This window comes from bacterium, from assembly GCA_030690305.1.
Classification (GTDB): domain Bacteria; phylum Patescibacteriota; class Minisyncoccia; order Phycocordibacterales; family JAGLPS01; genus JBBUCK01.
In genome coordinates, this window is record JAUYHB010000006.1 from 60,428 (window position 1) to 85,057 (window position 24,630).

28 protein-coding genes and 1 tRNA gene are annotated in these 24,630 nt (G+C 45.0%); 6 read left to right on the forward strand and 23 right to left on the reverse strand.

The features are described from left to right. Window positions 1–26: 26 nt before the first annotated feature. The 6 genes from rpsB to Q8O71_00345 form a co-directional block, all read right to left on the reverse strand. Entirely contained in the window at window positions 27–734 is a 708-nt protein-coding gene (rpsB, locus tag Q8O71_00320; GenBank protein MDP2704838.1) for a 30S ribosomal protein S2, read from the reverse strand. A gap of 122 nt (window positions 735–856) precedes the next feature. After that, window positions 857–1,840, reverse strand: coding sequence for a PCRF domain-containing protein (locus Q8O71_00325; GenBank protein MDP2704839.1), 984 nt, complete (start codon window positions 1,838–1,840; stop codon window positions 857–859). A 42-nt stretch (window positions 1,841–1,882) separates the two neighbouring features. Then, window positions 1,883–2,167, reverse strand: coding sequence for a type B 50S ribosomal protein L31 (locus Q8O71_00330; protein ID MDP2704840.1), 285 nt, complete (start codon window positions 2,165–2,167; stop codon window positions 1,883–1,885). A gap of 41 nt (window positions 2,168–2,208) precedes the next feature. After that, window positions 2,209–3,549: a lytic murein transglycosylase gene (locus Q8O71_00335; GenBank protein MDP2704841.1), complete on the reverse strand. Its 1,341-nt coding sequence runs from the start codon at window positions 3,547–3,549 to the stop codon at window positions 2,209–2,211. 42 nt (window positions 3,550–3,591) lie between these two features. After that, on the reverse strand, window positions 3,592–4,290 hold the full coding sequence (locus Q8O71_00340) for a 50S ribosomal protein L25 (protein MDP2704842.1): 699 nt from the start codon (window positions 4,288–4,290) through the stop codon (window positions 3,592–3,594). A gap of 292 nt (window positions 4,291–4,582) precedes the next feature. Then, on the reverse strand, window positions 4,583–6,226 hold the full coding sequence (locus Q8O71_00345) for an FAD-binding oxidoreductase (GenBank protein ID MDP2704843.1): 1,644 nt from the start codon (window positions 6,224–6,226) through the stop codon (window positions 4,583–4,585). 69 nt (window positions 6,227–6,295) lie between these two features. Here Q8O71_00345 and Q8O71_00350 point away from each other — a divergent pair, with 69 nt between their 5' ends. Next, window positions 6,296–7,294: a carbohydrate kinase family protein gene (locus tag Q8O71_00350; GenBank protein ID MDP2704844.1), complete on the forward strand. Its 999-nt coding sequence runs from the start codon at window positions 6,296–6,298 to the stop codon at window positions 7,292–7,294. 98 nt (window positions 7,295–7,392) lie between these two features. Next, complete coding sequence (locus Q8O71_00355; protein ID MDP2704845.1) at window positions 7,393–7,746, forward strand: hypothetical protein; 354 nt, start codon at window positions 7,393–7,395, stop codon at window positions 7,744–7,746. Window positions 7,747–7,958: 212 nt separating this feature from the next. Here Q8O71_00355 and Q8O71_00360 read toward each other — a convergent pair whose 3' ends face one another. The 17 genes from Q8O71_00360 to Q8O71_00440 form a co-directional block, all read right to left on the reverse strand. Further along, window positions 7,959–8,963 carry a transketolase C-terminal domain-containing protein gene (locus Q8O71_00360; GenBank protein ID MDP2704846.1) on the reverse strand — a complete coding sequence of 335 codons (1,005 nt, stop codon included), beginning with the start codon at window positions 8,961–8,963 and terminating at the stop codon, window positions 7,959–7,961. Window positions 8,964–8,989: 26 nt separating this feature from the next. Continuing rightward, complete coding sequence (locus Q8O71_00365; GenBank protein ID MDP2704847.1) at window positions 8,990–9,859, reverse strand: transketolase; 870 nt, start codon at window positions 9,857–9,859, stop codon at window positions 8,990–8,992. 99 nt (window positions 9,860–9,958) lie between these two features. Further along, complete coding sequence (locus Q8O71_00370) at window positions 9,959–10,660, reverse strand: hypothetical protein (GenBank protein MDP2704848.1); 702 nt, start codon at window positions 10,658–10,660, stop codon at window positions 9,959–9,961. A 5-nt stretch (window positions 10,661–10,665) separates the two neighbouring features. After that, the gene (locus tag Q8O71_00375) at window positions 10,666–11,118 is read right to left on the reverse strand and encodes an RpiB/LacA/LacB family sugar-phosphate isomerase (protein MDP2704849.1); all 453 of its coding nucleotides are present in this window, start codon (window positions 11,116–11,118) and stop codon (window positions 10,666–10,668) included. 2 nt (window positions 11,119–11,120) lie between these two features. Then, entirely contained in the window at window positions 11,121–12,155 is a 1,035-nt protein-coding gene (gene gap / locus Q8O71_00380) for a type I glyceraldehyde-3-phosphate dehydrogenase (protein ID MDP2704850.1), read from the reverse strand. 60 nt (window positions 12,156–12,215) lie between these two features. Continuing rightward, window positions 12,216–12,665 carry a DUF192 domain-containing protein gene (locus tag Q8O71_00385; protein MDP2704851.1) on the reverse strand — a complete coding sequence of 150 codons (450 nt, stop codon included), beginning with the start codon at window positions 12,663–12,665 and terminating at the stop codon, window positions 12,216–12,218. Window positions 12,666–12,698: 33 nt separating this feature from the next. Then, window positions 12,699–12,875: a DUF2061 domain-containing protein gene (locus Q8O71_00390; GenBank protein MDP2704852.1), complete on the reverse strand. Its 177-nt coding sequence runs from the start codon at window positions 12,873–12,875 to the stop codon at window positions 12,699–12,701. A gap of 32 nt (window positions 12,876–12,907) precedes the next feature. After that, window positions 12,908–13,273: an S-adenosylmethionine decarboxylase gene (locus tag Q8O71_00395; GenBank protein ID MDP2704853.1), complete on the reverse strand. Its 366-nt coding sequence runs from the start codon at window positions 13,271–13,273 to the stop codon at window positions 12,908–12,910. A gap of 178 nt (window positions 13,274–13,451) precedes the next feature. Next, window positions 13,452–13,820 (reverse strand): DoxX family membrane protein, encoded by a 369-nt coding sequence (locus Q8O71_00400; GenBank protein MDP2704854.1) that lies wholly within the window; start codon window positions 13,818–13,820, stop codon window positions 13,452–13,454. Between the two features lie 86 nt (window positions 13,821–13,906). Continuing rightward, entirely contained in the window at window positions 13,907–14,353 is a 447-nt protein-coding gene (locus Q8O71_00405) for a cytochrome b5-like heme/steroid binding domain-containing protein (GenBank protein ID MDP2704855.1), read from the reverse strand. Window positions 14,354–14,563: 210 nt separating this feature from the next. Continuing rightward, window positions 14,564–14,648 (reverse strand) — tRNA-Ser (locus tag Q8O71_00410). 138 nt (window positions 14,649–14,786) lie between these two features. Continuing rightward, on the reverse strand, window positions 14,787–15,383 hold the full coding sequence (locus Q8O71_00415) for a CDP-alcohol phosphatidyltransferase family protein (protein MDP2704856.1): 597 nt from the start codon (window positions 15,381–15,383) through the stop codon (window positions 14,787–14,789). Window positions 15,384–15,385: 2 nt separating this feature from the next. Next, a complete protein-coding gene (locus Q8O71_00420) occupies window positions 15,386–16,273 on the reverse strand; it encodes a M48 family metalloprotease (GenBank protein ID MDP2704857.1) in 888 nt (295 codons plus the stop codon). A gap of 2 nt (window positions 16,274–16,275) precedes the next feature. Further along, window positions 16,276–16,551, reverse strand: a complete 276-nt coding sequence (locus tag Q8O71_00425) for a cupin domain-containing protein (GenBank protein MDP2704858.1) — start codon at window positions 16,549–16,551, stop codon at window positions 16,276–16,278. A gap of 6 nt (window positions 16,552–16,557) precedes the next feature. Next, on the reverse strand, window positions 16,558–17,115 hold the full coding sequence (locus tag Q8O71_00430; GenBank protein ID MDP2704859.1) for a LemA family protein: 558 nt from the start codon (window positions 17,113–17,115) through the stop codon (window positions 16,558–16,560). A gap of 73 nt (window positions 17,116–17,188) precedes the next feature. Continuing rightward, a complete protein-coding gene (groL, locus tag Q8O71_00435) occupies window positions 17,189–18,829 on the reverse strand; it encodes a chaperonin GroEL (protein ID MDP2704860.1) in 1,641 nt (546 codons plus the stop codon). 15 nt (window positions 18,830–18,844) lie between these two features. Beyond that, the gene (locus Q8O71_00440; protein MDP2704861.1) at window positions 18,845–19,168 is read right to left on the reverse strand and encodes a co-chaperone GroES; all 324 of its coding nucleotides are present in this window, start codon (window positions 19,166–19,168) and stop codon (window positions 18,845–18,847) included. A gap of 124 nt (window positions 19,169–19,292) precedes the next feature. Between Q8O71_00440 and secG the strand changes: the two genes are divergently transcribed. From secG to Q8O71_00460, 4 genes are all read left to right on the forward strand, one after another. Further along, window positions 19,293–19,520 carry a preprotein translocase subunit SecG gene (secG, locus tag Q8O71_00445; GenBank protein ID MDP2704862.1) on the forward strand — a complete coding sequence of 76 codons (228 nt, stop codon included), beginning with the start codon at window positions 19,293–19,295 and terminating at the stop codon, window positions 19,518–19,520. A gap of 67 nt (window positions 19,521–19,587) precedes the next feature. Beyond that, window positions 19,588–21,348 carry an ABC transporter substrate-binding protein gene (locus tag Q8O71_00450; GenBank protein ID MDP2704863.1) on the forward strand — a complete coding sequence of 587 codons (1,761 nt, stop codon included), beginning with the start codon at window positions 19,588–19,590 and terminating at the stop codon, window positions 21,346–21,348. Window positions 21,349–21,367: 19 nt separating this feature from the next. Further along, window positions 21,368–23,347, forward strand: a complete 1,980-nt coding sequence (locus Q8O71_00455) for a ribonuclease J (GenBank protein MDP2704864.1) — start codon at window positions 21,368–21,370, stop codon at window positions 23,345–23,347. Window positions 23,348–23,386: 39 nt separating this feature from the next. Continuing rightward, window positions 23,387–24,559, forward strand: a complete 1,173-nt coding sequence (locus Q8O71_00460; GenBank protein MDP2704865.1) for an MFS transporter — start codon at window positions 23,387–23,389, stop codon at window positions 24,557–24,559. The last annotated feature ends 71 nt before the right edge of the window (window positions 24,560–24,630 follow it).

The following is a 24,630-nucleotide window of genomic DNA, read 5'->3' on the forward strand; positions in this document are numbered from 1 at the left end:
AAAAACGTGCGCGGAAGATTAAAGATTTATTGAGATTTGACGCTTTTACCTTCCTTAAACGCTTTAATAATAGTGTCTACAAAGAAAGAGATACTTGCGATCGATGCATCGTTACCCGGCATTGCGTGTTCAACATCTTTAAGATTACAGTCGGAACCGCATAGGGCGATGACAGGAATTTTTTTGGCCTGAGCCTCAGAAACGGCAATATGCTCGCGGCGAGGATCTATTACAAAAAGCGCTGCAGGCATGTCCTTGAGAGGAACAAGTCCCGAAAACAGTTTATGCATTCGTTCGATTTTTCGGTCGAGAAGAAGCCGTTCCATTTTTGTATATTTCACAAATTCCCCTTTTTCCCTTTTGGAAAGGTGGTCTTCATACGCGGATACCTGTTTTCTTATTTGGCTGAAATTGGTAAGAATACCCCCGAGCCAACGGCCAGCGATATACGGCATTTCGATTGATTCCGCCGCTTTTCTCACAATGTCTTGTGACTCCTGTTTTCCGCCTACAAACAAAATGACACCTCCATTTCGGGCAATGTCTTTTACAAAAAGACCCGCTTCCTCGAGAGACTCGCTTGTTTTTTCAAGATTGAAAATTTCTATTTTGTTTTTAACTCCCCAAAGATATGGCTTGACCGAAGGATGACGACGAGAGCGCGTATAACCGAAATGCGCGCCGGCTTTAAACATCGCTTCAATCAAAGGATTTGGTTTTGTTGTTGTTTCCATAAGGGATTTTAATTTCTTGCTTTAGTTTTGTTGAGGATGGAATGTCGATTAAAAACTATCGGCACCCACTTCATTCACCAAAATAAAACAAGATATGGGCAAGTGTAACAGATTGTTTTTCCTTATGCAACCTGCGACTCGGGCGCGTCTTCAGGCGCGTCCAACACTTCCCTGTTACGCAATGATTCAATAATCGGACTGATATTTCCGGCGAGAATCAAGGCGATATTGTGCCATGATTCCTTTATTCGATGGTCGGTAATACGGTCCTGCAGAATATTATAGGTGCGGATTTTTTCCGACCTGTCAGCCGTCCCAACCTGGCTTTTTCTGTCTGAAGAAAATTGGGAACGCTGTTTTTCTTCTTCCATCAGGACAATCTTTGCCGCTAAAATACTCATCGCTTTTTCGCGGTTCTTAAGCTGAGTCCTTTCGGAGGTGCATCGCACGTCGATTCCGGTTGGCTTGTGTATAAGACGGACGGCCGTTTCCACCTTGTTAACATTTTGACCACCCGCACCGCCTGAACGTGAGAACTCCATTTCCAGGTCAGAAGGGTTTATTTCAATAGTCACTTTCTTCGGTATCGGCAAAATGGCAACCGAAGCGGTTGAGGTGTGAACACGTCCGGATTTTTCTGTTTCGGGAACTCTTTGGATTCGGTGAACCCCCGTCTCGAAACGTAAATCTTTGTAGGAGTTTTTCCCCTTGATTTCGAAAGATGCTTCTTTGTATCCGTTAAGCGCGCTTTTTGATTCGTCAATTACCCTGACTTCCCACCCCTGAAGTTCGGCATATTTTCTATACATTGAGGCGAGTTCAAAGGCAAACAAGGCAGCTTCTTCGCCGCCCGCACCGGCTCTAACCTCAAGAATAATCTCGTCAGGAAACGCTTCCGTTTTCTTTTCAACAAAAAGAATGTCTTCCATTTGTTTCCAGAGATTATTTTTCTGTTCCCGTATCTTTTTCAGTTCCTCATCGGCAAGCTCCTTCATGGATCCGTCTTCTGAAAGGACCTCCATTTCCTTCTCCTCTTTTTCAAAGGAAAGGAACATATCTGCAAGATATTTCGTTTTTTCGTTTGATTTGAATGCGTCTATATCCATAGCACGGACAAAACACCCGCTTGGGAGCGGGCGTGTAGTGAGTTATTTTTTCCCCGAAGAAGCTTTCTTTGTCTTCTTTTCTGATGCGGCAACACGGGCTTTGAATCGTTCCACGCGCCCTGCGATGTCTAGAACTTTTTCTTGGCCGGTATAGAACGGATGGGAAGCGCTTGAAATTTCAACTTCGTATAGGGGATATTCCTTTTTGTCATCCCACGTTCCTTTTTTGTCGGTTTGCACAGTGGAAGAAACAAGGAAACGCGTTCCGCTTGAAACGTCTAAAAAGATGACGGGTCGGTAATTTTTCGCGTGAATATCCTTTTTCATAAGGCCTCACTATATCAAAGAAAAGAATGGCTCGCAACCCGCTAAAGATTAAGCGGGTCTATCATGGTTTCCTGGATATTTTGGGCCTTTTGCATAACACCGTCGCCATAAAAGGCGTTTTGAGGTTTGTTCCAGTTTCCGCCCGCATAATATTTGAGAGCGGCTCTGCGCTCGGCGGTATACCCGCCTTCGGAAGCCCCCAAATCGGAAAGAAAGATTGCCGATGCCATAAAAGCATCACGGGGATCCCATGGATTAGGCACGCTTTTGCCAATGGCAGCCGCTATGCGTGATTTATACATACTCCACGTAGAAGGAATAAACTGTGCCGGACCCATTGCTCCTCCCCACCCTCCTTGCCACGGACAAGATAAAGGCATCGAATCAGGGTCCAAACCGAGTTCTGCGGTAATTTGAAGAAACTTCGTTTCATCGTCGCGGTTTGATTTATCATTCGGTCCCGGCATAATCGCCCGCCAGTTTTTTTCAGGCGGGTCGCCGGGACGGTTGCACGTTCCGACATTTTGACCAAGGTTCGATTCCTGCGTCAGGATGGCAAGAAGAAAAGCAGGACGGACACCGGTTTTTGCATATGCTTCGTTCGCATAATTGAGAGCTGTCCCGAACGGAATGGCTGCGGTATCACGCAGACTGAACAAGGCGGAACGGATTTGGGCGGCCCTTTTTTCACGCTCTTTAAGAACCGTTTCATAGGCCTTTTCCTGGTTTTTACTGATTGAGAGGAGGGCTTGTTTTTCGTTCTCTTTTTTCTCCACCAAGCGTTTGTCTGCTTCTATACCGGCTCTAATGTCTGTCTCTTTATCACGCCGGCTGCTTAATGTGTTTTTTTCGGTTTCCTGGATTATTTTTGTTGTCCGCAATTCCTCAAATCGTTCACTGAGAGACCGTTTAACCGAAGAATAGGCGTCGAGGTCTGAAAAAAAATCTGAGAAATTTTCTCCCGCAAGTATCACCTCTGCAAGGGAAAAAGAATCTATTTCGTTTGTTTTTCTGACAAGTTCGGCAAGAGACTCTCGTCCTTGTTCAAGATGCTCTTCAAGCTCTTTTATCGTTGCTGTTTTGACAGTGATGTCTTTGCCTAATTGCTGAATAAGAATATTCTGCGCTCGTATGTTCAATTGCGCCTTTGTGATTTCGGCATTAAGAATGGCAACATCACGTTCCAAAGAAACAGACTCTTTTTGTTTTTCACTCAAAATCCCCTGTTGTGCTTTGATCTCCGCCTCAAGAGAGGCCAGTTCCGCTCGCAACTTCGCCTCTTGGGCGGCAACCGCTTCGTCTACGGAAGTCTGCGCGGATGCCGGAAAAACAATTGCCAGGGAAAGAAACAGTGAAATAGAAATTAAACGAAAAAAATACATAGACGTATGCCTATGTATTATACCGTATGGGAAAGAGAAAACTTACCCTTTTTTGTCAGACTTTTTTTCGGACTTTTCGGCAACAGCCGGGGTTTCACCTTCAACGGCTTCTTCCTCGCCTTCCTTGGCTTCCTTTCCTTTCTTTTCAACTTCAATTTCTGAAATATCCATCGGGGTTTCTTCAATCACCTCTTCCTTGGGTTCATCCACGAGAACAATCACTTCTTCCGGGTTTTCTTGAAGGGTGACTCCGGCGGGAAGAACGATGTCTTTCGCGGTTATTTGGCTTCCAAAATTCGAAAGAGAAGAAATGTCGACTTCTATACTGTGCGGCAAATCTTTCGGAAGAGCTTCAATATGTACCTCATATAAGACCTTAACCAAGACGCCTCCGAGTTCCTTAACGGCAGTGGAAGTACCGACAAATTCAAGCGGTACATCAACGTCGATTTTTTTGCCTTTTTCAAAAACGTAAAAATCGGCGTGGCGGGGTAAGTCCGTTACCGGATCTATATCAATATCGTGTATGAGAGCTTCAAATTCCCCTTCGGGAGTTTTCACGGACACAACAGTGGACTCACCAGCATCCTTCCAAATGGAAAGAAATTGTTTCTGGGAAAGGGTAATTGGTGTTGAGGGTGTTTTCTTACCATACAGGACAGCCGGAATAAAACCCTTTTCTCTGAGAGTTTCATTTTTATCCGTTTTGATATTTCTTTTTTGTGCTTCCAACGTCAACATAAATAAAAGATATGAATTTTTGCTGCCGTTACTCGCTTGGTCCGCCTTAAGCGGATTTCGCTGCGCTAGGCAATAATGGGGTTATTATAACGGGGAAATTGGAAATGTAAAGGACGTTCACAGTCTCTTTTCCAGAGTACGAATATTTTCCTACTGGAAAATTCCTCGAGCTCCCGCCAGCCGCAGTCGCTAGTCTCTGAAAAAGAAACTGCTCACTCTCACGAAAAGAGAGATTGCGTAAGATTTTCCAAAAGAGAATACTTACTTTGACTGGGAGGAAGACTGACAAAGACTATATGTATACCAAATGCTGTTTGAGGTATTTGATTTCCCGCGCACCTTTTTTGCCGGGATTGAAAATATCAAGCGGGTCAAAGATAAGATTTGTCTCCTGAAAGAGCGCAAGTATCTTTTCGCCAAACATTTTTTTGAGATACGGCGTCCGTATGATGCCATCGTTGTGCTCGGCCGTAATCGAACCCCCATACGCAAGGACCAAGTCATACACTTTTTCAGAAAGTTCAATCACAATTTTGTGATTTTCTTCCTTTTTCATATCCATTAAAGGGATGACGTGGAAGTTCCCGCTTCCCGCATGACCGGCAACGGTGTAGACAAGTTTGTAGTCATCGAGCAGTTTCATCAACTTAGGCCAAAATTCTGGAAGATGTTCCGGATTTACAACTATATCGTCAATAAATGCTGCGGTGCGTCTGCCATGGACATGCTGGCGTAAAAGATTGAAACTTTCCCGACGAATGGTCCAGTACTTCGATGCTTCTTCGGGAGAGCGGGTAATGTGGGTTTTGAGATGGAATTTTTTTATTTGCTCCTCGACTTTTTTAAGAGTTTCCTCAAGCTGGTCTTTATCATTGCCTGCAAATTCGGCCAGTACGACAAGTTTTGGCAGACCACCCGTTAAAACCATTCCGACTTCGGGAAGGAAACTTAATATAAACTTTAAGAAATTTTTTGCCTTCATTGATTTCCAGATTCCGGGAAGAAATCTGATTGCCAATTTAAGGGTGTGGTCGTCGTAGGATTCAAGGCTTTCAGGTTGGAATTTCAAAAGTTCATTTACCAGAGGCGCTACCGGTTTTAAATCGTTGAGGAAAATGACATAGAGAAGCGAGTGTTTTTTTGTCGGTACGAGATTTAATGTCGCCTCCGTTACAATACCAAGTGTTCCTTGGGAACCGACAATTAAACGACAGAGATTGAATTTTTCTCCTTGCCACACATTCCACAGGTACAGACCCGAGGAATTTTTTTTAACCTTCGGTTTCGCCGCCATTATTGCTTCTTTATTCTGCTCAATCAGTTCATATATTTTTTTATATACATCGCCCTCAAAATCCCCCTGGCTCATTTTTCTTTGCAGTTCGTCTCTGGACAGTGGCCGCACTTCGTACTCATTGCCGTCCGCAAACACGACTTTAAGCGACTCTATGTAATCTTCCATTTTTCCGTATACAAGTGTTTTCTCACCGGCACAATTATTCCCTATCATCCCGCCGATGGCGCAAAGATTTTTTGAGGCTGGGTAGCACGGAAGCAACAAACCATGCTTAAAAGTTTCTTTTTCGAAGTCCCTATAAAATGTCCCTGGCAATACTTTAACCGTCCGAGTCACCGTATTAACCGAGGGGACACCCGATATGTGTTTACTCACATCGGCGATAATCGATTCATTGAGCGGCCCGCCCGACATATCGGTCCCGGCCGCACGGACGGTTATTGAAAGGGTTGGGTCCTCTTTTCTGTGTTCGTTTACGAATCGCACAAGATTCTTTATGTCCTCCGTGTCTTTGGGAAATACGACCAGTTTTGGCCGTACATTGATAAGGCTTGTGTCTACACTGTACGTGGCGAGTGTTGCTTCATCCTGCAACACCTCTCCTTTAAAAAATTCTTTTATCTGTTTGGAATAATCCATATTATTTTGCTGTTAACGGTTCTCTTATTTTACCACGCATCCGCGCACCACCATGCTATAATTTTTTATATGTCAAAATCCTTTGACCTCATTGCTATCGGTGACGTGGTATCCGACGCGTTCATACGCATCAGGGACGCATCCGTCAATTGCGACCTCAACACAGAGCACTGCCTTCTTTCGTTTCGCTTCGGAGACAAGATTCCGTATGAATTCGTGGAAGTTGTGCGAGCCGTGGGAAATAGCGCCAATGCCGTGGTGTCCGCCTCGCGGCTTGGTTTAAAAACCGCCTTTATATCCGATATCGGAAGCGATGAGAACGGCGAAGGATGCCTTGAGGAGTTGAAGCAAAATGCCGTTGACACGACATATATCACCACTCACTCAGGAAGAGAAACAAATTACCACTATGTACTATGGTACGAAGATGAACGAACCATCCTTGTTAAACACCAGGAGTATGAGTACGTTTTGCCGCAGTTTGAAACACCGAAATGGATTTATTTGAGTTCTCTTGCCGAAAATTCCCTGCCCTACCAGGAAGAAATTGCCGAATACCTTAAGGGACACCCTGAGGTTAAGCTTGTTTTTCAGCCCGGGACGTTTCAAATAAGACTTGGATATAAAAAACTTCAAGAGTTGTATTCATTATCATATCTCTTTTTCTGCAACGTCGATGAAGCAAAACGAATACTGTCGCTTACGGAAGAAATCGAAATCTTTCCCCTATTGAAAAAAATGCGCGAATTGGGGCCAAAAATTATGGTAATCACCGACGGACGCAAGGGTGCATACGTTTATGATGGAGAGACCGCCTGGTTTATGCCCACCTACCCGGATCCCAAACCAGCCTACGAAAGAACCGGCGCGGGGGATGCATTCGCTTCTACATTCACAAGCGCTATGATATTGGGGAAAACTATACCGGAAGCGCTTTCATGGGCTCCTATAAATTCAATGTCGGTTGTGCAGGAAATCGGAGCTCAAAAAGGACTCTTGACCCGAGAGACTCTTGAAAATTATCTGAAAATTGCCCCCCCCGATTACGCACCCCGAAAAATCTCGTAAAGAGAAAAACACTGCTTGACTCTACGTGTAAAATCTGTTTGTATATACATAGATTTCAATATCTTGGCTTGTTTAATTTGTAAAAAAGGAGGAGCGAAATGTCGTTATCGTTTTTCTTGTGCTGTACAGGTGTAGTGATAGCCACTATGGGTTTGTTGATAATGAAACTGTCTGACTTTATTGCAGAGAAAATAGAGTCTCGAAGCAATCTGAAGGGATTAGGGGAAGAAAGAATTAAAAAACTGCAAGACTATGTTGACTTTTGGGAAATTGATGTAAGGTCCGTAGTTGGAGCTCCTTTGTTCATTATAGGTGTCTTTTTGAGTTTAGGTGTTCTAATTGTAGTAGGCCGGGATGTTTTAGGACTTATAAGTTTTGTATTAGTGTCTTGTTTTTCTCCATTTCTTCTCGTTGGTCTTCTCGTTAGAAAGAAGTTAGCCGAGAAAACATGATGTGTCAGACGACCTTTGCAAGTATTGCAAAGGTCGTTTTTTTAGTCATTACAATTAGTAATCAGTTATTCCGTGGACAACAAACTCATAACAATTCTTACACAAGTGAAATTTTTTCACTTTGTTTTGTTCATCAGGTGGGCTCAAAAGAATTCCTCCAAACTCTTTAAGTTCTTGTTTGCACCTGTCGCAACGAGGAGTGATTACCATTATTATTTTTTACGCTTAATCACTTTGCGGACGGCTTTTATTATCGATTCGGTATCCATCCCATAATGCTTAATCAGCTCTTCGGGAGTGCCCGATTGACCGAAATGATCGTCGACGCCCACGAATTCAATAGGGACGGGATGATGTTTTGAAACGGATTCCGCAACAGCGCTCCCCATACCCCCGCGTATCTGGTGTTCTTCAACGGTAACAAGTGCGCCCGTTTCCTCAGCCAAAAGAGCGATACTGTCCTCATCAAGCGGTTTAACGGTTGAGAGGTTTATTACTTTTACGTCAGCCCCCTCTTTCTCTTCAAGAAATTTTGCCGCCTGCAGCACGCTATGCAAAAGTGCTCCCGTCGCAACGATTCCGACAACGGCATCGTTTCCGTGTTTGGGGACAAAATAAGTTTGAGCGCGCCCAAGAATAAAGGGGGTTTCCTTGGTGGTGATAACGGGAGTTTTTTCGCGCGCAAGACGGATATACACCGGACCGTCAATCTGCGCCGCAATCAAAGTGGCCTTTTTCGCTTCCAGCGCATCGCACGGAGAAATAACGGTAAGACGAGGAATAACACGCGTTAAGGCAATGTCTTCTATTGCCTGGTGCGTACCGCCATCAGGACCCACCGATATGCCCGCGTGCGAGCCGGCAATTTTTACGTTGCGGTCGTTATAGCAGATAGTCGTTCTGATTTGTTCCCAATTTCGTCCAGGTGAAAACATTGCGTAGGAACTTATAAAAGGAATTTTTCCCATAGCCGCCATACCCGATGCGACGGTGGCAAGGTTTTGCTCCGCAACACCGATCTGAACAAATCGTTCGGGAAATTTATTTCTGAAAAAATGCATTTGAGTTGATTCCGTGAGGTCCGCGCACAAACCGACCACACGAGTGTCGGCTTCTCCCGCGGCTAAAAGTCCCTCTCCAAATCCTTTTCGGATGGGAATTTGTTCGACATCTTTATCGAACATTTTTACATTAAGTTTTAAATCGGGATTAAGCATTTTTATTTATAGTAAGCATAGCCGAACTATTCGTGTTCACTGCGAATGCGCCCGCCGAGAGTACGAAGTTCCGCCAGCGCTTTTTGCGCCTCTTCTTTATTCGGCGGTTTTCCGTGCCATTCATACTTTCGTTCAAATTCGGCAACACCTTTTCCTGGAATTGTGTGAGCAATAATCACACTGGGTTTTTCAAAAATGGCTTTGGCTTCGTTAACCGCGTCAATAATTTCTTCAAAGTTATGTCCATCGATTTCCAATACGTGCCAGTTCCACGCTTCCCATTTTGCACGCAATGACTCAAGGGGCATGATGTCTTCGGTAAAGCCGTCAATTTGGATATTATTACGGTCCACAAAGGCAATGAGGTTACGGAGTTTTTCTTTGCCCGCAAGCATCGCCCCCTCCCACATATTTCCCGCATCATGTTCCCCATCACTCAATAGGCAGTAAATGTATCGCTGTGAAGTTTTTCCATTATCGATCCTGTCGGCAAGGGCCATGCCAACGGCTTGAGAGAGACCCGACCCGAGGGGACCGGAGCTGTTTTCAAGGAATGGCAAATATTCACGATGAGGATGCCCTTGTAACCGGGTTCCGAATTTTCTTAATGTCTTAAGCTCATCCAGGGGGAAATATCCCGCATGCGCCATTGTCGCGTAGAGTACGGGACAGATATGCCCGTTTGAAAGCACGAGCCTGTCGCGCTCCTCCCATTTCGGATTTTTCGGGTCGTGTTTAAGAATGTGAAAATAAAGAGCGGTAAAAATATCCGCCATGCCCAAAGGGCCGGCGGTATGTCCCGAACCGGCTTCAACAAGCATTCTGATTATCGATTGACGAATTTCGTTCGCCTTGAGTTCCAATCGCTTAATTGTGGAGTCGGTGATTTCGGTCATATGAGTCTACTACGGCAAGCGAGCGGCATTATGAAAGTCCTATCCTCATAATCCGCAAGTGAAGACGTAGCGAGAAGCATTCACGTATGTGAATACTTCTTATTTTAACAGATTTTGAAACTCTTCTATAGTTTCCTCTACATTTTCGCTTCCGAATATGGCCGAACCGGCAACAAGGCGGTCTGCGCCCGCCGAAATGAGTTTTTCGGCCGAATCGAGACTTACTCCCCCATCAACAGATATAAGTATTTCGGGATAAGATTTTTTTATCTGTTTGATTTTTTCTATAACCCGTTCATCAAAAGGCTCTCCCTGAAATCCGATATGCTCAATACCCATGCACTGCACGAAATCCGCATCGACAATTATGGGTGAGAGCACTTCGTTCGGCGTACCGATATCTATGGCAAATCCAATCTCAGTATAAAAAGGCAAATCTTTTCCAACCGAATGTTTTTTAAACTCTTCAATCAAAAGAGGCCAGTTGGTTTTTGATTCGATATGAAAAATAATGCGCTTTGCCCCTGCGTTAAACCAGTCTTGCCATAGGGTAAAAGGATTGAGAACCATAAGGTCCGCTTCAAAATCCATTCCTTCCCAGTGAGGAAAGCCCTTTTTTTCTTTTGCGATTTCCTGAAAGTCTTTGTCGTATGAGACGTTGTATGGCCAGGAAGGCTCGGGAGTCAGTTTGCCATCCATGACGTCAATCTGGATAAGAGGAACGAATTTGCGGACAAGAGACATTTTTGCCTGCAAGTCGTAAAAATCTTTTGGTATGATGGCCGGAATAATTTCGCGCATAGGCTTTAATGAGAAACAATGCCGTCAACCTTTCTTACACGGCGAATGTGGCGTTCTTCGGTCGGTCCCGGAAGTGCGAGCCATGTGAGTACCGCTATCCGCGCTTCTTCTTCGGAAAGAAAGCGGGCACCGAGAGAAAGAACATTCGCATCATTATGCTCACGGCTTAATCTGATTATGGAATCATTGCCTCCGTAATAAACCACTGCTCGGACTCCCTGAAAACGATTGGCAACCATTGCCTCGCCTTCCCCGGAACCCCCGAGAATGATCGCGCGGTCCACTGTGCCGCCCACAAGCGCTTGGGCCGCGGGAGCGATGTATTCCGGATAATCGTCTTCTTTATTCAACTCAAACGCCCCGCAATCGGTAATTGTGTGCCCCTCATTTTCAAGAACCAATTTGAGTTTTTCTTTAAGTTCAAAACCGGCGTGATCGGTTGCGAGAGCAATTTTCATGTCTATTTGGCAAAATGCCCTGTTTTTATCACATGCTCGACAAGTGTATATGTATACCCCACTTCATTGTCATACCACGCAAGCACTTTTACGAGATTTCCTCCAACAACGCGGGTAAGCGCGAGGTCAACGATTGAAGCGTAATGGCTGCCCAAAATATCCGAAGAAACAATCGGGTCTTCGGTTACGGTAAAAATATTTTGCCAGCGTTTTTCTTTTGCCGCTTTTCTGAAAATATCGTTTACTTCTTCCGCAGAAGTCGGGCGTTTTGAAATAAATGTAATATCGGCAATCGAACCCGCGGCAACGGGTACACGAATCGCAATGCCGTCAAAAAGTCCCTTAAGGTCTTTGACTACTTCGGTGGTAGAAATCGCCGCGCCTGTTGAAGCGGGAATAATATTTTGCGCCGCAGCCCGGCCGTTTCTGAAATCTTTGCTTCCCGGAGAGTCAACAATAGATTGTGTGGCGGTATATGCGTGGACGGTGTTAAGCAGAGCTTTTTCTATTCCTATCGTTTCGTGAAGAATTTGGATGACGGGACTGCCGGCGTTGGTTGTGCACGATGCATTTGAACTGACCTCGCATGTTTTAAGAGAGTCGTCGTTAATGCCCATGAGAACAGTAGCTTCACTTTCATCCTTCGGATTTTCTTTAACCGGAGCTGAAATAACGACTCGTTTTGCGCCAGCAGAAATGTGTGCGCGAGCTTTTTCGTACGAAGCAAAGAATCCTGTCGATTCGACAACAACATCTATGGAAAGGTCCTTCCATGGCAACTTGCCCGGGTCCTTTTCGGAGAGGCATAAAATTTCCTTGCCATCGATAACGATTTTTTTCCCGTCCTGACTTACCGAAATTGAAGAAGGGTTGACGCCATATACAGTGTCATATTTGAGAAGATACGCCATATTGGAAACATCTCCCAGGTCATTTATGGCCACGAGTTCCATTTCTTCCCTTTTGAGAGCGATTTTGAGGAATGCTCTGCCGATGCGTCCGGCTCCGTTAATGGCTACGCGTACTTTTTCGCTCATATACTTTCTTCTGGATTAGATTGATAACTCTTTTAGTATAACAACAAACGTACGAGTCTCCTACCTCTCAAAAAATTCCACAGCGGTTCCCTTTTGCACCCCGTGTTGAGCCGCAAAACCGGCGGGAACTTCGAGTACATAGCGCGCTTTGACTGACGGTTTGAATGTGTGAGGGAACGAGTCGGGAGAAATGTTTTCTTCAATATGGACAATGGTAAAGTCATTCCCTACCCAAATAATATCCAAGGGGAAAAGCATTTCTTTCATCCAGATGCCGTAGTAGTCGTCTTTGGGAAAAATAAACCACATTCCCCCGTCTATGTTTTTTCTCCCCGAAAGTCCCCGCAGAAGCTCTTCGGTACTGCGTGCGATTTCCACGTTAATTTCCGCGGAACCGATAGAAATCGTTGTTAAAGTCGGGGCCTGTACCGGATTGGAGAAAAACAGGAAAACAAGAAAAGAAAAAAACAGGATTATCAGAGAAAACACCGTAAGACGGGAGATACTCATAACCTATATAGTATATAACGACCAAAAAGCGGACTATTGTCCGCTTTTTGTTTTTCCCCATTCAATTCCGTCCCATAGTCTTTCATGCAGATAATACAGAATGATCTTAAAAAAAACTTCAAGGGCACCGATACTTGCTGTGATTCCAATATTTTGAGTAAATAAATACACAACTGAAAGCGTAACGACCACTCCGATCATCTGCCACATTACTCCCTTTGTAAAACTTCTCATTCGGGTGCTCATGCTTGCCTTGTCAAAAAAGTTACACGCATTTGTTGCGGCGCGAAATAAAGATTGACGACTTCTTGTGCTTTTTTTGAGTCAAACTGTTTGCAAGAAAAAACATCAAGATAAAAATCACCGGTCATATCGGAAAAGTGCCCTGTCACTGCGCTTGTCTCTATCAACTGCACCAAAGAATACCCTGCTGCTTTGGGGGCATGTGTGGCAAAATGCTCAATCATCGGCTCACCGTAGGCCTTCATGCCTATGGATGGAACCAACTTCTCAATAAAGGCTTTTATTGTTTTCTTGTCCGACACTTTAGACCTGTCGCCCTGCGCACAATCTAAAATTAGATGGTAACCCCAGAATTCATTGTTCATTTGTGTTTATGGTATTAATACTGCCTAAAAGTTCCTACATTTTGAATCTGAATTTTCGTAACGTTTTGATAATTAATGACACATCAATTTCAAACCTTGCTGCCGTATGATTTTCATTACAAACTAAATGTAGCATCACTGTACGATACGTAAAGGTGTTGATAACCGAACTTCTCCCTTAAGACGGGCGGCTTCGTGAATCTATTGTAAAAGCGTCAGGACCGTGAAGAAAAACAGAGAGGGTCGCGAGTGTTAAACCGAAATCCCGCACTCCTATGGCACTGTAGCCGACTGTGACAACGATTCCAGCAAGATGCAGAGCAAGAAGCAGAGCCGCTACTCGCGTAAACACGCCTAAAAGAAGTAGCGTCCCGAAGACAATTTCAAAACCACCGTTTATGTAGATAAAAATCGTCTGATAAGACATTGGTATCCAGTCGGGCAAAAACCCAAACCACGTTGATGGATTACCTATTTGGGAGAAACCGAACCACAAAAAAACCAAGCTTACGCCGATACGAACGACAACGGGAGCGAATTTTTGCATGTTATTGTTTAGCGAGTGAGAGTAATGAGTAAATTCATAATTTTCTTATTACCGAGCGAGCGACAACAACAAAGGGCAAGGCTCCTTTACTGGATGAGGTCACCTATGTAGAATTTGGCAAGTTGGGTTTCCTGTTGAGCGCTTCCGCCGTGCTGACCGACGAATGTTTCCGTCCCATCCTTCCCGCACAATTTCAAGATTTTATCGGGTCCTCCCGGGTGCTGCGGAATCCAAGAGGTCAAATCATAGACTTTCCCGCGTACTGCCGTCCAACAACTTGAGATATTGGAGTGAGTTGCAACCTGGGCCATGGTGAATCCTTGGGCCTTGGGTTCATCAGTGTTCGTATTCTGGGTATTTCCTTGAGTCGGCGTGGAATCATTGGAATCGGAAACCGGAAGAGGCTCATCGTTTGTGCCCGTAGTTATCGGAGTTCCCTCGTCCGTAGGCGCAATATTTTGATTGGCGAAAAATACCACCCCTCCGATTACTATAATGGCGACAGCGCCTAGAATAATTAAATTGGTTTTCATGTTTGTATTATTTTATGACTCTCTAATTTTTAAGATTTTAACATAAAAAACCGTTATGGCGGAGACGGCGAGATTCGGTCACAAATAATTTTTTACTAAAAATTTTCGCGACCCCGACTCGGCACCGTCGTGCCTGCGTCTTTCTCATCTCCACCCCTCACGCATTGATGTTCCACTCGAATGTCATTCAGACATACTCGTGAATCATTGCGGAGGGTAAGAGATTCGAACTCTTGGTGCCTTTCGGCACACACGCTTTCCAAGCGTGCGCACTAGACCACTATGCGAACCCTCCATTTTTCAAGCTCGGTCACAAATAATTTTTTACTAAAAATTTTCGCGACCCCGACTCGGCACCGTCGTGCCTGCGTCTTTGAAATGCTATGATAACTCGCATTTCAACACCAGACCAACTATGCGACGTCTCCTTGCTTTACGCAGAATAATACACAAAAAGGCTGATGAAGCCAAAGAAAAGAGCGAGATAAAGGGTAAATATGCCGAAAGAAAATAGAATTGGCACCGAAGTGAGAACGTACAAAAGAACGGTACAAAGACCTACACACTGTAAAACCATTTTTATCTTTCCCGTAACATGAGCCTGAACGGGAATGTGTTTGACCATTCTCCGATAGACGGCACTAATAACAATGAAAAGCTCAAGTATGGCAATCGCCCAAGCGAGAAACGCGTGCGTGTATCGCAGAAGCAAAATGAGAGTGCTTGAAACAACAAGCAGTTTGTCCGCAAACGGGTCATACATTTTCCCCCATTCGGTAATCTGGTTTCTGGTCCGGGCAAGTGCGCCGTCAACGGCATCGGAGAGAGCGGAAATTAAAAAAAGAATAGAGCCATAAAAATAAAATTCGTTGTATAAAAAATACACAACAAACGGAATGGTCATGAAGCGAAATACCGTAACCGCGTTAGGAGTTACGGTATACGGTATCAATTTCAAGAGGGTTTTTCGGAGTATTCTGTCGAAAACGGTTATTTTGGGAGAAATTTCTGTTTTAAATGTTGCTTCCATAATTAACTTTCACGAAGTGCCTTAGTGCGTTCTTCAACGGGCGGATGGGTCATGAAAAGCGCGTGCAAGCCCTTCGAAGAACCGAACGGATTGGAAATAAAGAGATGCGCAGTCGCATCGTTGGCCCGTTGCATCGGCTGTCCGTATCGGCTTATCTTTTCCAGAGCACTCGCAAGACCTTCAGGGTAACGCGTAAGCAATGCGCCGGATGCATCCGCCAGAAATTCGCGCTTTCGGGAAACAGCAAGCCGGATAAGTGTTGCCGCTATGGGAGCGAGGATGGCGAGCAAAAGACCGACAATAAGTCCTATGGCCTGTAATCCTCCACCGTTCCTATTGTTCCGGCTCCCGCCAAATCGGGCCATGCGTAAAAACATGTTGGAAAGAATGGCAATAAAACCGGCAAGAACAACCGCAATGGTGGATATGAGAATATCGCGATTTCCAATGTGAGAAAGTTCGTGAGCGACCACCCCCTCAAGTTCGGTTCGATTGAGAACAGAGAGCAGTCCTGTCGTTACTGCGACAACCGCGTGTTCTTTGTCACGTCCCGTTGCAAATGCGTTCGGCGCTTGGTCATCGACAACATAGACCTTCGGCATCGGAAGTCCCGCCGTAATGGAAAGATTTTCAACTATATTCCATAGATCGGGATTATCTTTTTTGAAAACAGGTTTCGCCCCCGTCATTGCAATCACCAGTTTGTCGGAATACCAATAGCTTCCGACGTTCATACAGAGACTTATAACAACCGCGATATAAAGAATCTCCGGAGCATTATACGCGGCAGAAAACGCCCAGCCGATAGCGATAATAATGAGAAAAAAGACGCCCATCAGAGCCCAGGTTTTTCGTACGTTGCTATCTTGATTGGTATACAGCGAAGCCATGGTTATTTTATATGGATGGCAAGCCACTCGGTTTTCGTTGCCGCGGAAGTGGAAAGAATCCGGTGTGCGGTTTTTTTCGGGATAAAAAGCGAATGGTTTTTTCTCAAGAAAACTTTCTTACCACCGACAGAAAGGGTTGCGCTTCCTTTGAGCATGAAGACAAACTCGTTGTCGCTCTGTGTAAAGATGGCGCTCCGAAAGGACTTCGGACTGACAATTTTCTTTATTTTGACAGAGGTATCGCTAAAGAGAGTTTTGAATGTTTCTCTCCTTTTCATTTTGGTTTAAAACTTTACTTCAACGGGATTTTTGGCTGCCGCCTCTTCCCCAAGGTTGAAGAATTCCATTTTCGTAAACTTGAAAAAGTTTGCGATAATATTGTTCGGAAAAGAATCGACGGCAATGTTTAAGTCGCGGACGTTCGTGTTATAAAAACGGCGTGCCGCCTGAATTTTATTTTCCGTATCCGACAATTCTCTCTGAAGTTCAAGAAAGTTTTCGTTCGCCTTAAGATTGGGATACGCTTCCGCAACCGCAAACAAGGATTTGAGGGCGCCGGTGAGCACATTCTCCGCCTTTCCTTTTTCTTCTATGTTTTGTGCGCCCATTGCCGCTGCCCGCGCTTTTGTGACGTTCTCAAAGGTGTTTGATTCATGCGCGGCATAGCCTTTGACGGTATTTACAAGGTTGGGAATAAGGTCGTAACGACGCTTAAGTTGGACATCGATGTCCGCCCAAGCTTCTTTTGCCCGAGTAATAAGCCGTACGAAACCGTTATAGGCACCCGCAAACCACACAAGAAGAGCGGCAAGAACGGCGAGTGGTATAAAGAAAATTTCCATATAATTGTAGAGAAATTAATTTTACTAAATCGTCCCTATTGTAACACAAACCTTACCGGAGAGGCATCTGTTTTTAGTATCCCATTCCGCCCATGTCGGGCATATTTGGAGTTCCTGTTTTTTCTTCCTTGGGCGCATCGGCTATTGCCGCCTCGGTCGTAAGAAGTATGGCGGCGCCTGACGCGGCATTTTCAACCGCGGTTCGGGTAACTTTTACGGGGTCGATGATTCCGGCTTTGAACATATCGGTAACAAACACATCATTGAGAGCGTCATAACCGGCGTTTTCGCCTTCGGCATTTCGTATTTTTTCAATAATTACCGAACCATCTTCCTTGCCCGCATTCATGGCAATGTTCTTGAGAGGTGCTTCAAGGGATTTTCGCAGTATTTCCCAGCCGATTTTTTCCGCCTCGGTCGTAAATGCCTTTTTCCCGGAAATTTTCTTTGCGGCCCGGATCAGAGCGCTTCCCCCGCCGGCCACTATCCCTTCGGCAATGGCGGCCTTGGTCGCGGCAACGGCATCCTCAATTTTAAGTTTGAGATATTTCATTTCGGTTTCTGTAGCGGCACCTACACGGATGACCGCCACCCCCCCGGATAATTTAGCGATTCGTTCATCCAACTTTTCAATATCAAATTTTGAGTCGCTTTGTTCCCTTTGGGTTTTTATTTGGGCAACACGGGATTCGATTTCCGCCTTTTTCCCTTTTCCTCCGACAATAACCGTCTCGTCTTTCTTTGAAATCACTTTCGTCGCGCGGCCCAGAACATTAAGGTCCGCGTTTTCAAGCTTTATTCCCAACTCTTCCGAAACAACTTTGGCGCCAATGGTCAAGGCAATATCCTGAAGCATTTCTTTCTTCCGATCGCCATATCCCGGAGCTTTGATGGCAAGAACATTAAATGTGCCGCGCAAACGATTGAGAATAAATGTCGTCAACGCCTCACCCTCAATATCTTCGGCAATAATAACAATATCTTTTCCACCCGCCTGAGAGACTTTTTCAAGAAGCGGAAGAATTTCTTTGATAGCCGAAATTTTCTTGTCGGTGACGAGAATAAGGGGGTTTTTGTATACAGCTTCCATCCGTTCGGCATCCGTAATCATGTATGGCGAAACATACCCTTTATCGAACTGCATCCCTTCAACAACTTCGGAGTCAACACCGAAAGTTTGTGATTCTTCAACGGTCACTACCCCGTCTTTGCCCACTTTTTCTATTGTATTGGCGATAATCGTTCCTATTTCCGCCGATTCCGCGGCAATTGTGGCAACTTGTTGTATTTCTTCTTTTGATTTGATGGGTTTGGCGATGTTTTTCAGGGCGGCAACCGTTTCTTTGGCGGCACTTTCAATTCCGGCGCGCACTCCCATAGCGTTAACCCCCATGGTCGTATGTTTCATTCCTTCCGAAATAAGCGCTTGAGTGATGATAACCGAGGTGGTTGTTCCGTCGCCTGCCGTATCATTCGTTTTTGTGGCAACTTCTTTGATTATTTCGGCACCCATATTCTCAAATTTATCGGCCAAAGAAATTTCTTTGGCGATAGACACACCGTCGTTTGTAATCATGGGCGCGCCATAGCCTTTGTCCAAAACGACATTTCTGCCGCGGGGCCCGATGGTAATTTTGACCGCGTCAGCTACGGCATCCACTCCGCGTTTGAGTGATTTTCGTGCATCTTCGCTGAATAGAATTTGTTTTGCCATAGTTTTTTACAATGATTATTCTTTTACAACCGCTAAAATGTTCTTCTCTTCTATGATGTAAAACTCTTCTCCGTTTATTTTTATCTCGTCATATCCGTATTTTGAAAAAACGATTTTTTGACCTTTTTTCACCCGCATCGGTACGAGTTTTCCGTCTTCATACCGCCCCTCTCCCACAGCAATCACTTTGCCCTGCTCCGGTTTTTCTTTATCGACGGTTTCAGGAATGATAATTCCCGAGTCCGTTTTTTTTACATCGGAGGTAAGGGGTTTTACAAGTACTCTGTCTCCCAAGGGCATAATTGCCTGATATGAGTCTGTCGAAGATTGTTTTTTCATAATTTTGTCTGATATTCCAGTTAAATTTTAGTGTTTGTATTGTATGACATATCCACAATGTGTCAATTCCTCAGATGGGCGCGGGGATTGATTAATTGCCACGCATCTGATATAGTCTTTTGTAATGGATTTTGCCGCAGTATTGCCGTTCACACAAATTCTCCTTGCCATCTTGCTTATCGGGGGCATTCTGCTCCAACGATCTGAAGCGAGTCTCGGGAGTGCGTTTGGCGTTGACGGATTTTCTTCCACTCGCTATGCAAGACGTGGATTTGAAAAATTGCTTTTTAACGGGACAATTGTTGTCGCGATCTTATTTATTATTTCCACATTTATAGCTCTCATATCATAGAATATTCCGGAACTTTTAAAAAACGCGGTATACGCGCTCGTTTCCGGAATTACCCTCTTTAATATTCGTGAACAAAGATTTTTACCAACCAATCCTTTCTGATAAAGAGGAAAAGGCGCCGGTGACTCACTATGTCCAGGCTCTTATGGAACGTTTCTCCCTTACCGAACGTCTTCTCTTTATTTTTCTTGCCACCGTGTGTGTTGTGACAAGTATAATGCTTGCCTCTTCGGTGAATAGCGCATTTTTGGTTGAAATACCAGCGTCCGGCGGGAGTATGAGCGAGGGTGTAATAGGGCTGCCGCGCTTTATCAATCCCCTGCTCGCAACGTCGGAAACTGACAAAGATCTGACTTCTCTTGTATACTCCGGGCTTTTAAAAGCAACCCCGGACGGCAGACTGATAAACGACTTGAGCGAATATTATACGATTTCCCCCGATGGAAGGATGTACACATTCGTTTTAAAGAAAGATATTTATTTTCATGACGGTACCCCGGTCACGGCGGAAGATGTGAAGTTTACGGTAGAAAAAGCCCAAGACCCTTTTCTAAAAAGTGCGCGACGCGCGAGTTGGGACGGGGTTGAAGTGCAGGTCAATGGAGAAAAGGAAATCAGTTTTGTGCTTAAACAGCCGTATGCCCCCTTCCTTGAAAATGCCACTATGGGGATTCTTCCAAAGCACGTGTGGAGCAGCGCCTCCGCGGAACAGTTCCCTTTCAGTAGTTTCAACGTGGAACCAATCGGTTCAGGGCCGTATATGGTAACGGCAATCAAAAGGAATTCGGGAGGGCTCCCTGTCCGTTATCACCTTACGTCTTTCAGACGATATACGCTCGGAGAAGCATATATAAAGGAAATCGTAATGAAATTTTACTCCAATGAAACCGAGCTCATTGAAGCCTACAGACAAGGCGCCGTTGATGCTATCAACGGGATTTCACCGGCTGCCACCGAAAATGTGCTGGGGAAAAAGGGAGCGACTGCAAAAACCTCCATTCTTCCGAGAGTATTCGGTATTTTCTTCAATCAAAATCAGCAAACGCTTTTTGTAAATAAGGAAATCAGGAAAGCCCTTAATGTCGGCTTAAACAAGGAACGAATCGTCGGGGAAGTACTCAAAGGATACGGCTCCGCAATTGACAGCCCAATACCTCCGGAATACATACGGGAAGCAAGTGAGAAAATTGCCACAACTACCGACAGAACGACCGCGGCGCAGGCGATACTCGAAAAGGACGGATGGAAAATCGGTGAAAGCGGTTTTATGGAAAAGAAAGGGCAAATTTTGCAGTTTTCTCTTTCCACTTCCGACGTGGCAGAGCTAAAACAGACCGCGGAAATTATAAAGGAGGAATGGGCGAACATCGGTGTTTCCGTGGATATTAAGATTTTCGAATCCGGAGATTTGAACCAAAATATCATTCGTCCGAGAAAATATGACGCGCTATTGTTCGGGGAAATCGTCGGACGGGACCTGGACTTGTTTCCTTTTTGGCATTCATCGCAGAGAAACGATCCCGGTTTAAATATAGCCCTGTACGCAAACATTACAGCAGACAAACTTCTTGATGAAGCGCGAACGGTGCTTGATCCGGTTGAGCGTGTCGAAAAATACCAAAAATTCGAGGCGGAAATTAAAAAGGATATTCCCGCCGTGTTTGTGTACTCCCCTGATTTTATTTATATAGTTTCGGACAAAATTAAAAACATAGACCTCGGTAAAATTACCGTTCCGAGCGAACGTTTCCTTGATGTACATAATTGGTATGTGCGTACGGAAAAAGTATGGGAGTTTTTCGTTCGGGAAAAAAATTCGCAAATATAAACACTAACAATTAATATTTATGACTGATCAACACACACATTCGGGAGGAAACGCCTCGGGCGCCTCTCCCTTCGGCGCTTCAAGAGATGCAAGAACCCAAGGACGTCCTCACCGACGACCATATCATGCCGGGAGCGCACCTTACGCCGGAAATACGCCTCATGGTGGGAATACCCCTCATGCCGGGAACGCGCAATCTTCCCGTCCGCAACATCACAGACGACCTTCCGCCCACAGACGAACGGGACGAAAAGCTCCCATTACACAAATAATCAGAAGAAAAGAGACGGGACCTTCAAAAAAAGAACCCAAACTCCCTGAAGTCGGAGAAAATTTTGTGCGCATCATTCCTCTCGGCGGCCTTGAAGAGGTTGGGAAAAACATGCTCGTTGTCGAAACACAGGACGATATCATTGTTTCGGACGTCGGTTTTCAGTTCGTCGGCGGAGAAGACGCGCCCGGAATTGATTACATTCTCCCTAACACCAGATATCTTGAGGAACGGAAAGAAAAAATCCGTGGAGTTTTTATTACGCACGGCCACCTCGATCACATTGGAGGAATTCCTTATATCATGGACCGCATAGGTAATCCGCCTATTTACACGGCAGAGTTGAGCGCCATGATGATAAAGAAAAGACAGGAAGAGTTCCCCCACCTTCCCGCTCTCAACATCAGAGTTATTGCTCCGTGGGAGCGCACGAAACTTGGGAAATTACATCTCACACCCTTCCCCGTTACGCACTCTATCCCCGGCTCAATGGGAGCCGTAATAGAAACGCCTCACGGGAATATCGTCATCACCGGAGACCTGAAACTTGAACATGAAGACGGCATCCCTACGGAAAAAGAAACGGAAACATTTGAAAAAATAAGTAAGGGAAAAAATCTTTTGCTCATTGCCGATTCCACAAACGCGGAAAAAGGCGGTTTTTCCATTCCCGAAAGAATAGTTAATCAAAATATCGAGAAAATAATCAAGGAGGCAAGGGGTCGTCTCATTATCGGTACGTTTGCTTCACAGTTCGACCGTATGATCCACATTATCGACTCGTGCGAGAAATACGGCAAAAAAGTGGTTACGGAAGGAAGAAGCATCAAGACAAATCTTGAGATTGCCCAGTACGAAAATCTTTTGAAAACAAAAAAAGGCACAATTATACCCGTTGAAGACATAGGCAATTATCCTCCCGACAGAGTTGTCATTCTTGCGACGGGAGCGCAAGGCGAAGAGTTTGCCGCCCTTATGCGTATCGCGACAAACAAGCACAAGACCGTTATCCTTAATGAACGCGATACTGTTGTTTTGTCCTCTTCCGTTATTCCTGGAAATGAACTTGATGTGCAGAAATTAAAAGACAATTTATACCGTCGCGCCGGAAAAATCATTCACTATCGCGCCTCGGATGTTCATTCCACGGGACATGGAAATACCGGCGAACTCATTTGGATAAACCAGAAGGTAAATGCGAAATTCTTTATGCCCGGTTATGGCTATCACTCAATGCTTCGCAGCCACGCGCAGGCGGTTATGGATGCCGGACTTTCAAAAGACCGCATCGTTATTCCGGACAACGGAATGCTGATTGATTTCGAGAAAGGAGAGAAGGTAATCGTTCATAAAGAGAAAGCACCCGTGACTCTTATGATGGTTGACGGATTCGCCGTCGGAGACACGCAAGAAGTTGTCATTAGGGACAGAAAGTCGCTCTCCCAGGACGGAATGTTCGTCATTATCGCGACTATTAACTTAAAGACCGGAAAACTCCGAAAATCCCCGGATATCATTTCGCGCGGGTTTGTCTATCTTCGTGAATCCCAGGAACTGCTTCAGCAGGCGCGTTTGATTATCAAGAAAACCGTGGAAGAGACAACACACGGAATGCACCCTATAGACTTCGATTACCTCAAGGAAAACATCACCGAAACCGTAAGCGGATTTTTGTACCAAAAAACGGCGAAGACCCCGATTGTCATTCCCGTCGTTCTGGGACTGTAACTTCTCTTGGATTTCTTTCCGCGATACAATTAATCACGTATGAATTTCCCGTTTTTTCGGAAGACGAATGACTCTCTTTCCGCTGTGTACATAGCAAACTTGCTATTGTCTTTTCACTATTTCCTTATTCTCTACATCAACTCCTCGTTTCTCAATTTGTATGTGACCGAGAAGACTGTGGGGACTCTGTATACCGCGGGTTCCGTCATCAACCTTGTACTTCTTCTTGTCGCGCCATATCTTCTTAACCTCATCGGCAACTACAGACTGGTGCTTGGATTCATAGCGCTTGAGGGAGTAGCCGTTCTTGGGCTGTCATTTGCGTCTGTACCGACATTTGCCGCCACATTTTTTCTCATTCATATAGCGGTCATAGGCATGGTCAGCTTTTGTCTTGATATTTTTGTCGAAAAATACTCCGGGAGCGAGGGCGAGACGGGGGGGATTCGTGGATTGTATCTTACCCTTTCAAATACGGCGCTGGTTATCGCTCCCTCGGTAGTTGCATTTCTTCTTCCACGGGGAGATTTTGGAGCGGTGTATCTGCTTTCTCTCCTGTTCCTCTTCCCCGCCTTCAGCCTTATAAGGAAAAAACTGAAAGGATTTTCCAATACAACACGCGTGATAAGTTTCTCCAAAGAAATGGAGCGGTATCGGAAAGACAAGAATCTAAGAAATATATTCATTGTTAACCTTGTGTTGCAGATTTTTTACGCATGGATGATTATTTATGTCCCGATATACCTGTCTTCGTACATAGGTTTTTCATGGGACAAACTTGGGCTTCTGTTCACTTTCATGCTTTTGCCTTTTCTTTTGTTTGAATTGCCGTTGGGAAAAATTGCCGACCTGTTTTTGGGAGAAAAAGAAATACTCGTTGCCGGACTTGCCATAATGGCGGCCGCTACTTCACTCGTTACATACCTTTCCACGGCCTCTTTCGTTCTTTGGGCAATTGTGTTATTCCTCACGCGCGTCGGAGCAAGTGCGGTTGAAATTATGACGGAAAGTTATTTCTTCAAACACGTCAATGCCACCGATTATGACGCCATCAGCGTGTTCCGCATGACACGCCCAATTTCTTATATCGTGGCACCTCTCATTGCGGCTCTCGCACTCAGCACACTTCCTTACCGGTTCATTTTCCTCGTCCTTGTAGGAGTCATATTACTTGCAATCGGACCAGCGCTTCGTCTTAAAGATACGCGCTAAAAATCACTCAGCAACATTTTTTACAAAGCGCTCACCTGCTTCCTGCGGCAGGTTCGCTAAACTCGTAAAAT

Excerpts from the sequence above, each read along its gene's own strand:
- rpsB (MDP2704838.1), bottom strand. The coding sequence starts at position 734 with ATGGAAACAACAACAAAACCAAATCCTTTGATTGAAGCGATGTTTAAA.
- Q8O71_00325 (MDP2704839.1), bottom strand. The coding sequence starts at position 1,840 with ATGGATATAGACGCATTCAAATCAAACGAAAAAACGAAATATCTTGCA.
- Q8O71_00330 (MDP2704840.1), bottom strand. The coding sequence starts at position 2,167 with ATGAAAAAGGATATTCACGCGAAAAATTACCGACCCGTCATCTTTTTA.
- Q8O71_00335 (MDP2704841.1), bottom strand. The coding sequence starts at position 3,549 with ATGTATTTTTTTCGTTTAATTTCTATTTCACTGTTTCTTTCCCTGGCA.
- Q8O71_00340 (MDP2704842.1), bottom strand. The coding sequence starts at position 4,290 with ATGTTGACGTTGGAAGCACAAAAAAGAAATATCAAAACGGATAAAAAT.
- Q8O71_00345 (MDP2704843.1), bottom strand. The coding sequence starts at position 6,226 with ATGGATTATTCCAAACAGATAAAAGAATTTTTTAAAGGAGAGGTGTTG.
- Q8O71_00350 (MDP2704844.1), top strand. The coding sequence starts at position 6,296 with ATGTCAAAATCCTTTGACCTCATTGCTATCGGTGACGTGGTATCCGAC.
- Q8O71_00355 (MDP2704845.1), top strand. The coding sequence starts at position 7,393 with ATGTCGTTATCGTTTTTCTTGTGCTGTACAGGTGTAGTGATAGCCACT.
- Q8O71_00360 (MDP2704846.1), bottom strand. The coding sequence starts at position 8,963 with ATGCTTAATCCCGATTTAAAACTTAATGTAAAAATGTTCGATAAAGAT.
- Q8O71_00365 (MDP2704847.1), bottom strand. The coding sequence starts at position 9,859 with ATGACCGAAATCACCGACTCCACAATTAAGCGATTGGAACTCAAGGCG.
- Q8O71_00370 (MDP2704848.1), bottom strand. The coding sequence starts at position 10,660 with ATGCGCGAAATTATTCCGGCCATCATACCAAAAGATTTTTACGACTTG.
- Q8O71_00375 (MDP2704849.1), bottom strand. The coding sequence starts at position 11,118 with ATGAAAATTGCTCTCGCAACCGATCACGCCGGTTTTGAACTTAAAGAA.
- gap (MDP2704850.1), bottom strand. The coding sequence starts at position 12,155 with ATGAGCGAAAAAGTACGCGTAGCCATTAACGGAGCCGGACGCATCGGC.
- Q8O71_00385 (MDP2704851.1), bottom strand. The coding sequence starts at position 12,665 with ATGAGTATCTCCCGTCTTACGGTGTTTTCTCTGATAATCCTGTTTTTT.
- Q8O71_00390 (MDP2704852.1), bottom strand. The coding sequence starts at position 12,875 with ATGTGGCAGATGATCGGAGTGGTCGTTACGCTTTCAGTTGTGTATTTA.
- Q8O71_00395 (MDP2704853.1), bottom strand. The coding sequence starts at position 13,273 with ATGAACAATGAATTCTGGGGTTACCATCTAATTTTAGATTGTGCGCAG.
- Q8O71_00400 (MDP2704854.1), bottom strand. The coding sequence starts at position 13,820 with ATGCAAAAATTCGCTCCCGTTGTCGTTCGTATCGGCGTAAGCTTGGTT.
- Q8O71_00405 (MDP2704855.1), bottom strand. The coding sequence starts at position 14,353 with ATGAAAACCAATTTAATTATTCTAGGCGCTGTCGCCATTATAGTAATC.
- Q8O71_00415 (MDP2704856.1), bottom strand. The coding sequence starts at position 15,383 with ATGGAAGCAACATTTAAAACAGAAATTTCTCCCAAAATAACCGTTTTC.
- Q8O71_00420 (MDP2704857.1), bottom strand. The coding sequence starts at position 16,273 with ATGGCTTCGCTGTATACCAATCAAGATAGCAACGTACGAAAAACCTGG.
- Q8O71_00425 (MDP2704858.1), bottom strand. The coding sequence starts at position 16,551 with ATGAAAAGGAGAGAAACATTCAAAACTCTCTTTAGCGATACCTCTGTC.
- Q8O71_00430 (MDP2704859.1), bottom strand. The coding sequence starts at position 17,115 with ATGGAAATTTTCTTTATACCACTCGCCGTTCTTGCCGCTCTTCTTGTG.
- groL (MDP2704860.1), bottom strand. The coding sequence starts at position 18,829 with ATGGCAAAACAAATTCTATTCAGCGAAGATGCACGAAAATCACTCAAA.
- Q8O71_00440 (MDP2704861.1), bottom strand. The coding sequence starts at position 19,168 with ATGAAAAAACAATCTTCGACAGACTCATATCAGGCAATTATGCCCTTG.
- secG (MDP2704862.1), top strand. The coding sequence starts at position 19,293 with ATGGATTTTGCCGCAGTATTGCCGTTCACACAAATTCTCCTTGCCATC.
- Q8O71_00455 (MDP2704864.1), top strand. The coding sequence starts at position 21,368 with ATGACTGATCAACACACACATTCGGGAGGAAACGCCTCGGGCGCCTCT.
- Q8O71_00460 (MDP2704865.1), top strand. The coding sequence starts at position 23,387 with ATGAATTTCCCGTTTTTTCGGAAGACGAATGACTCTCTTTCCGCTGTG.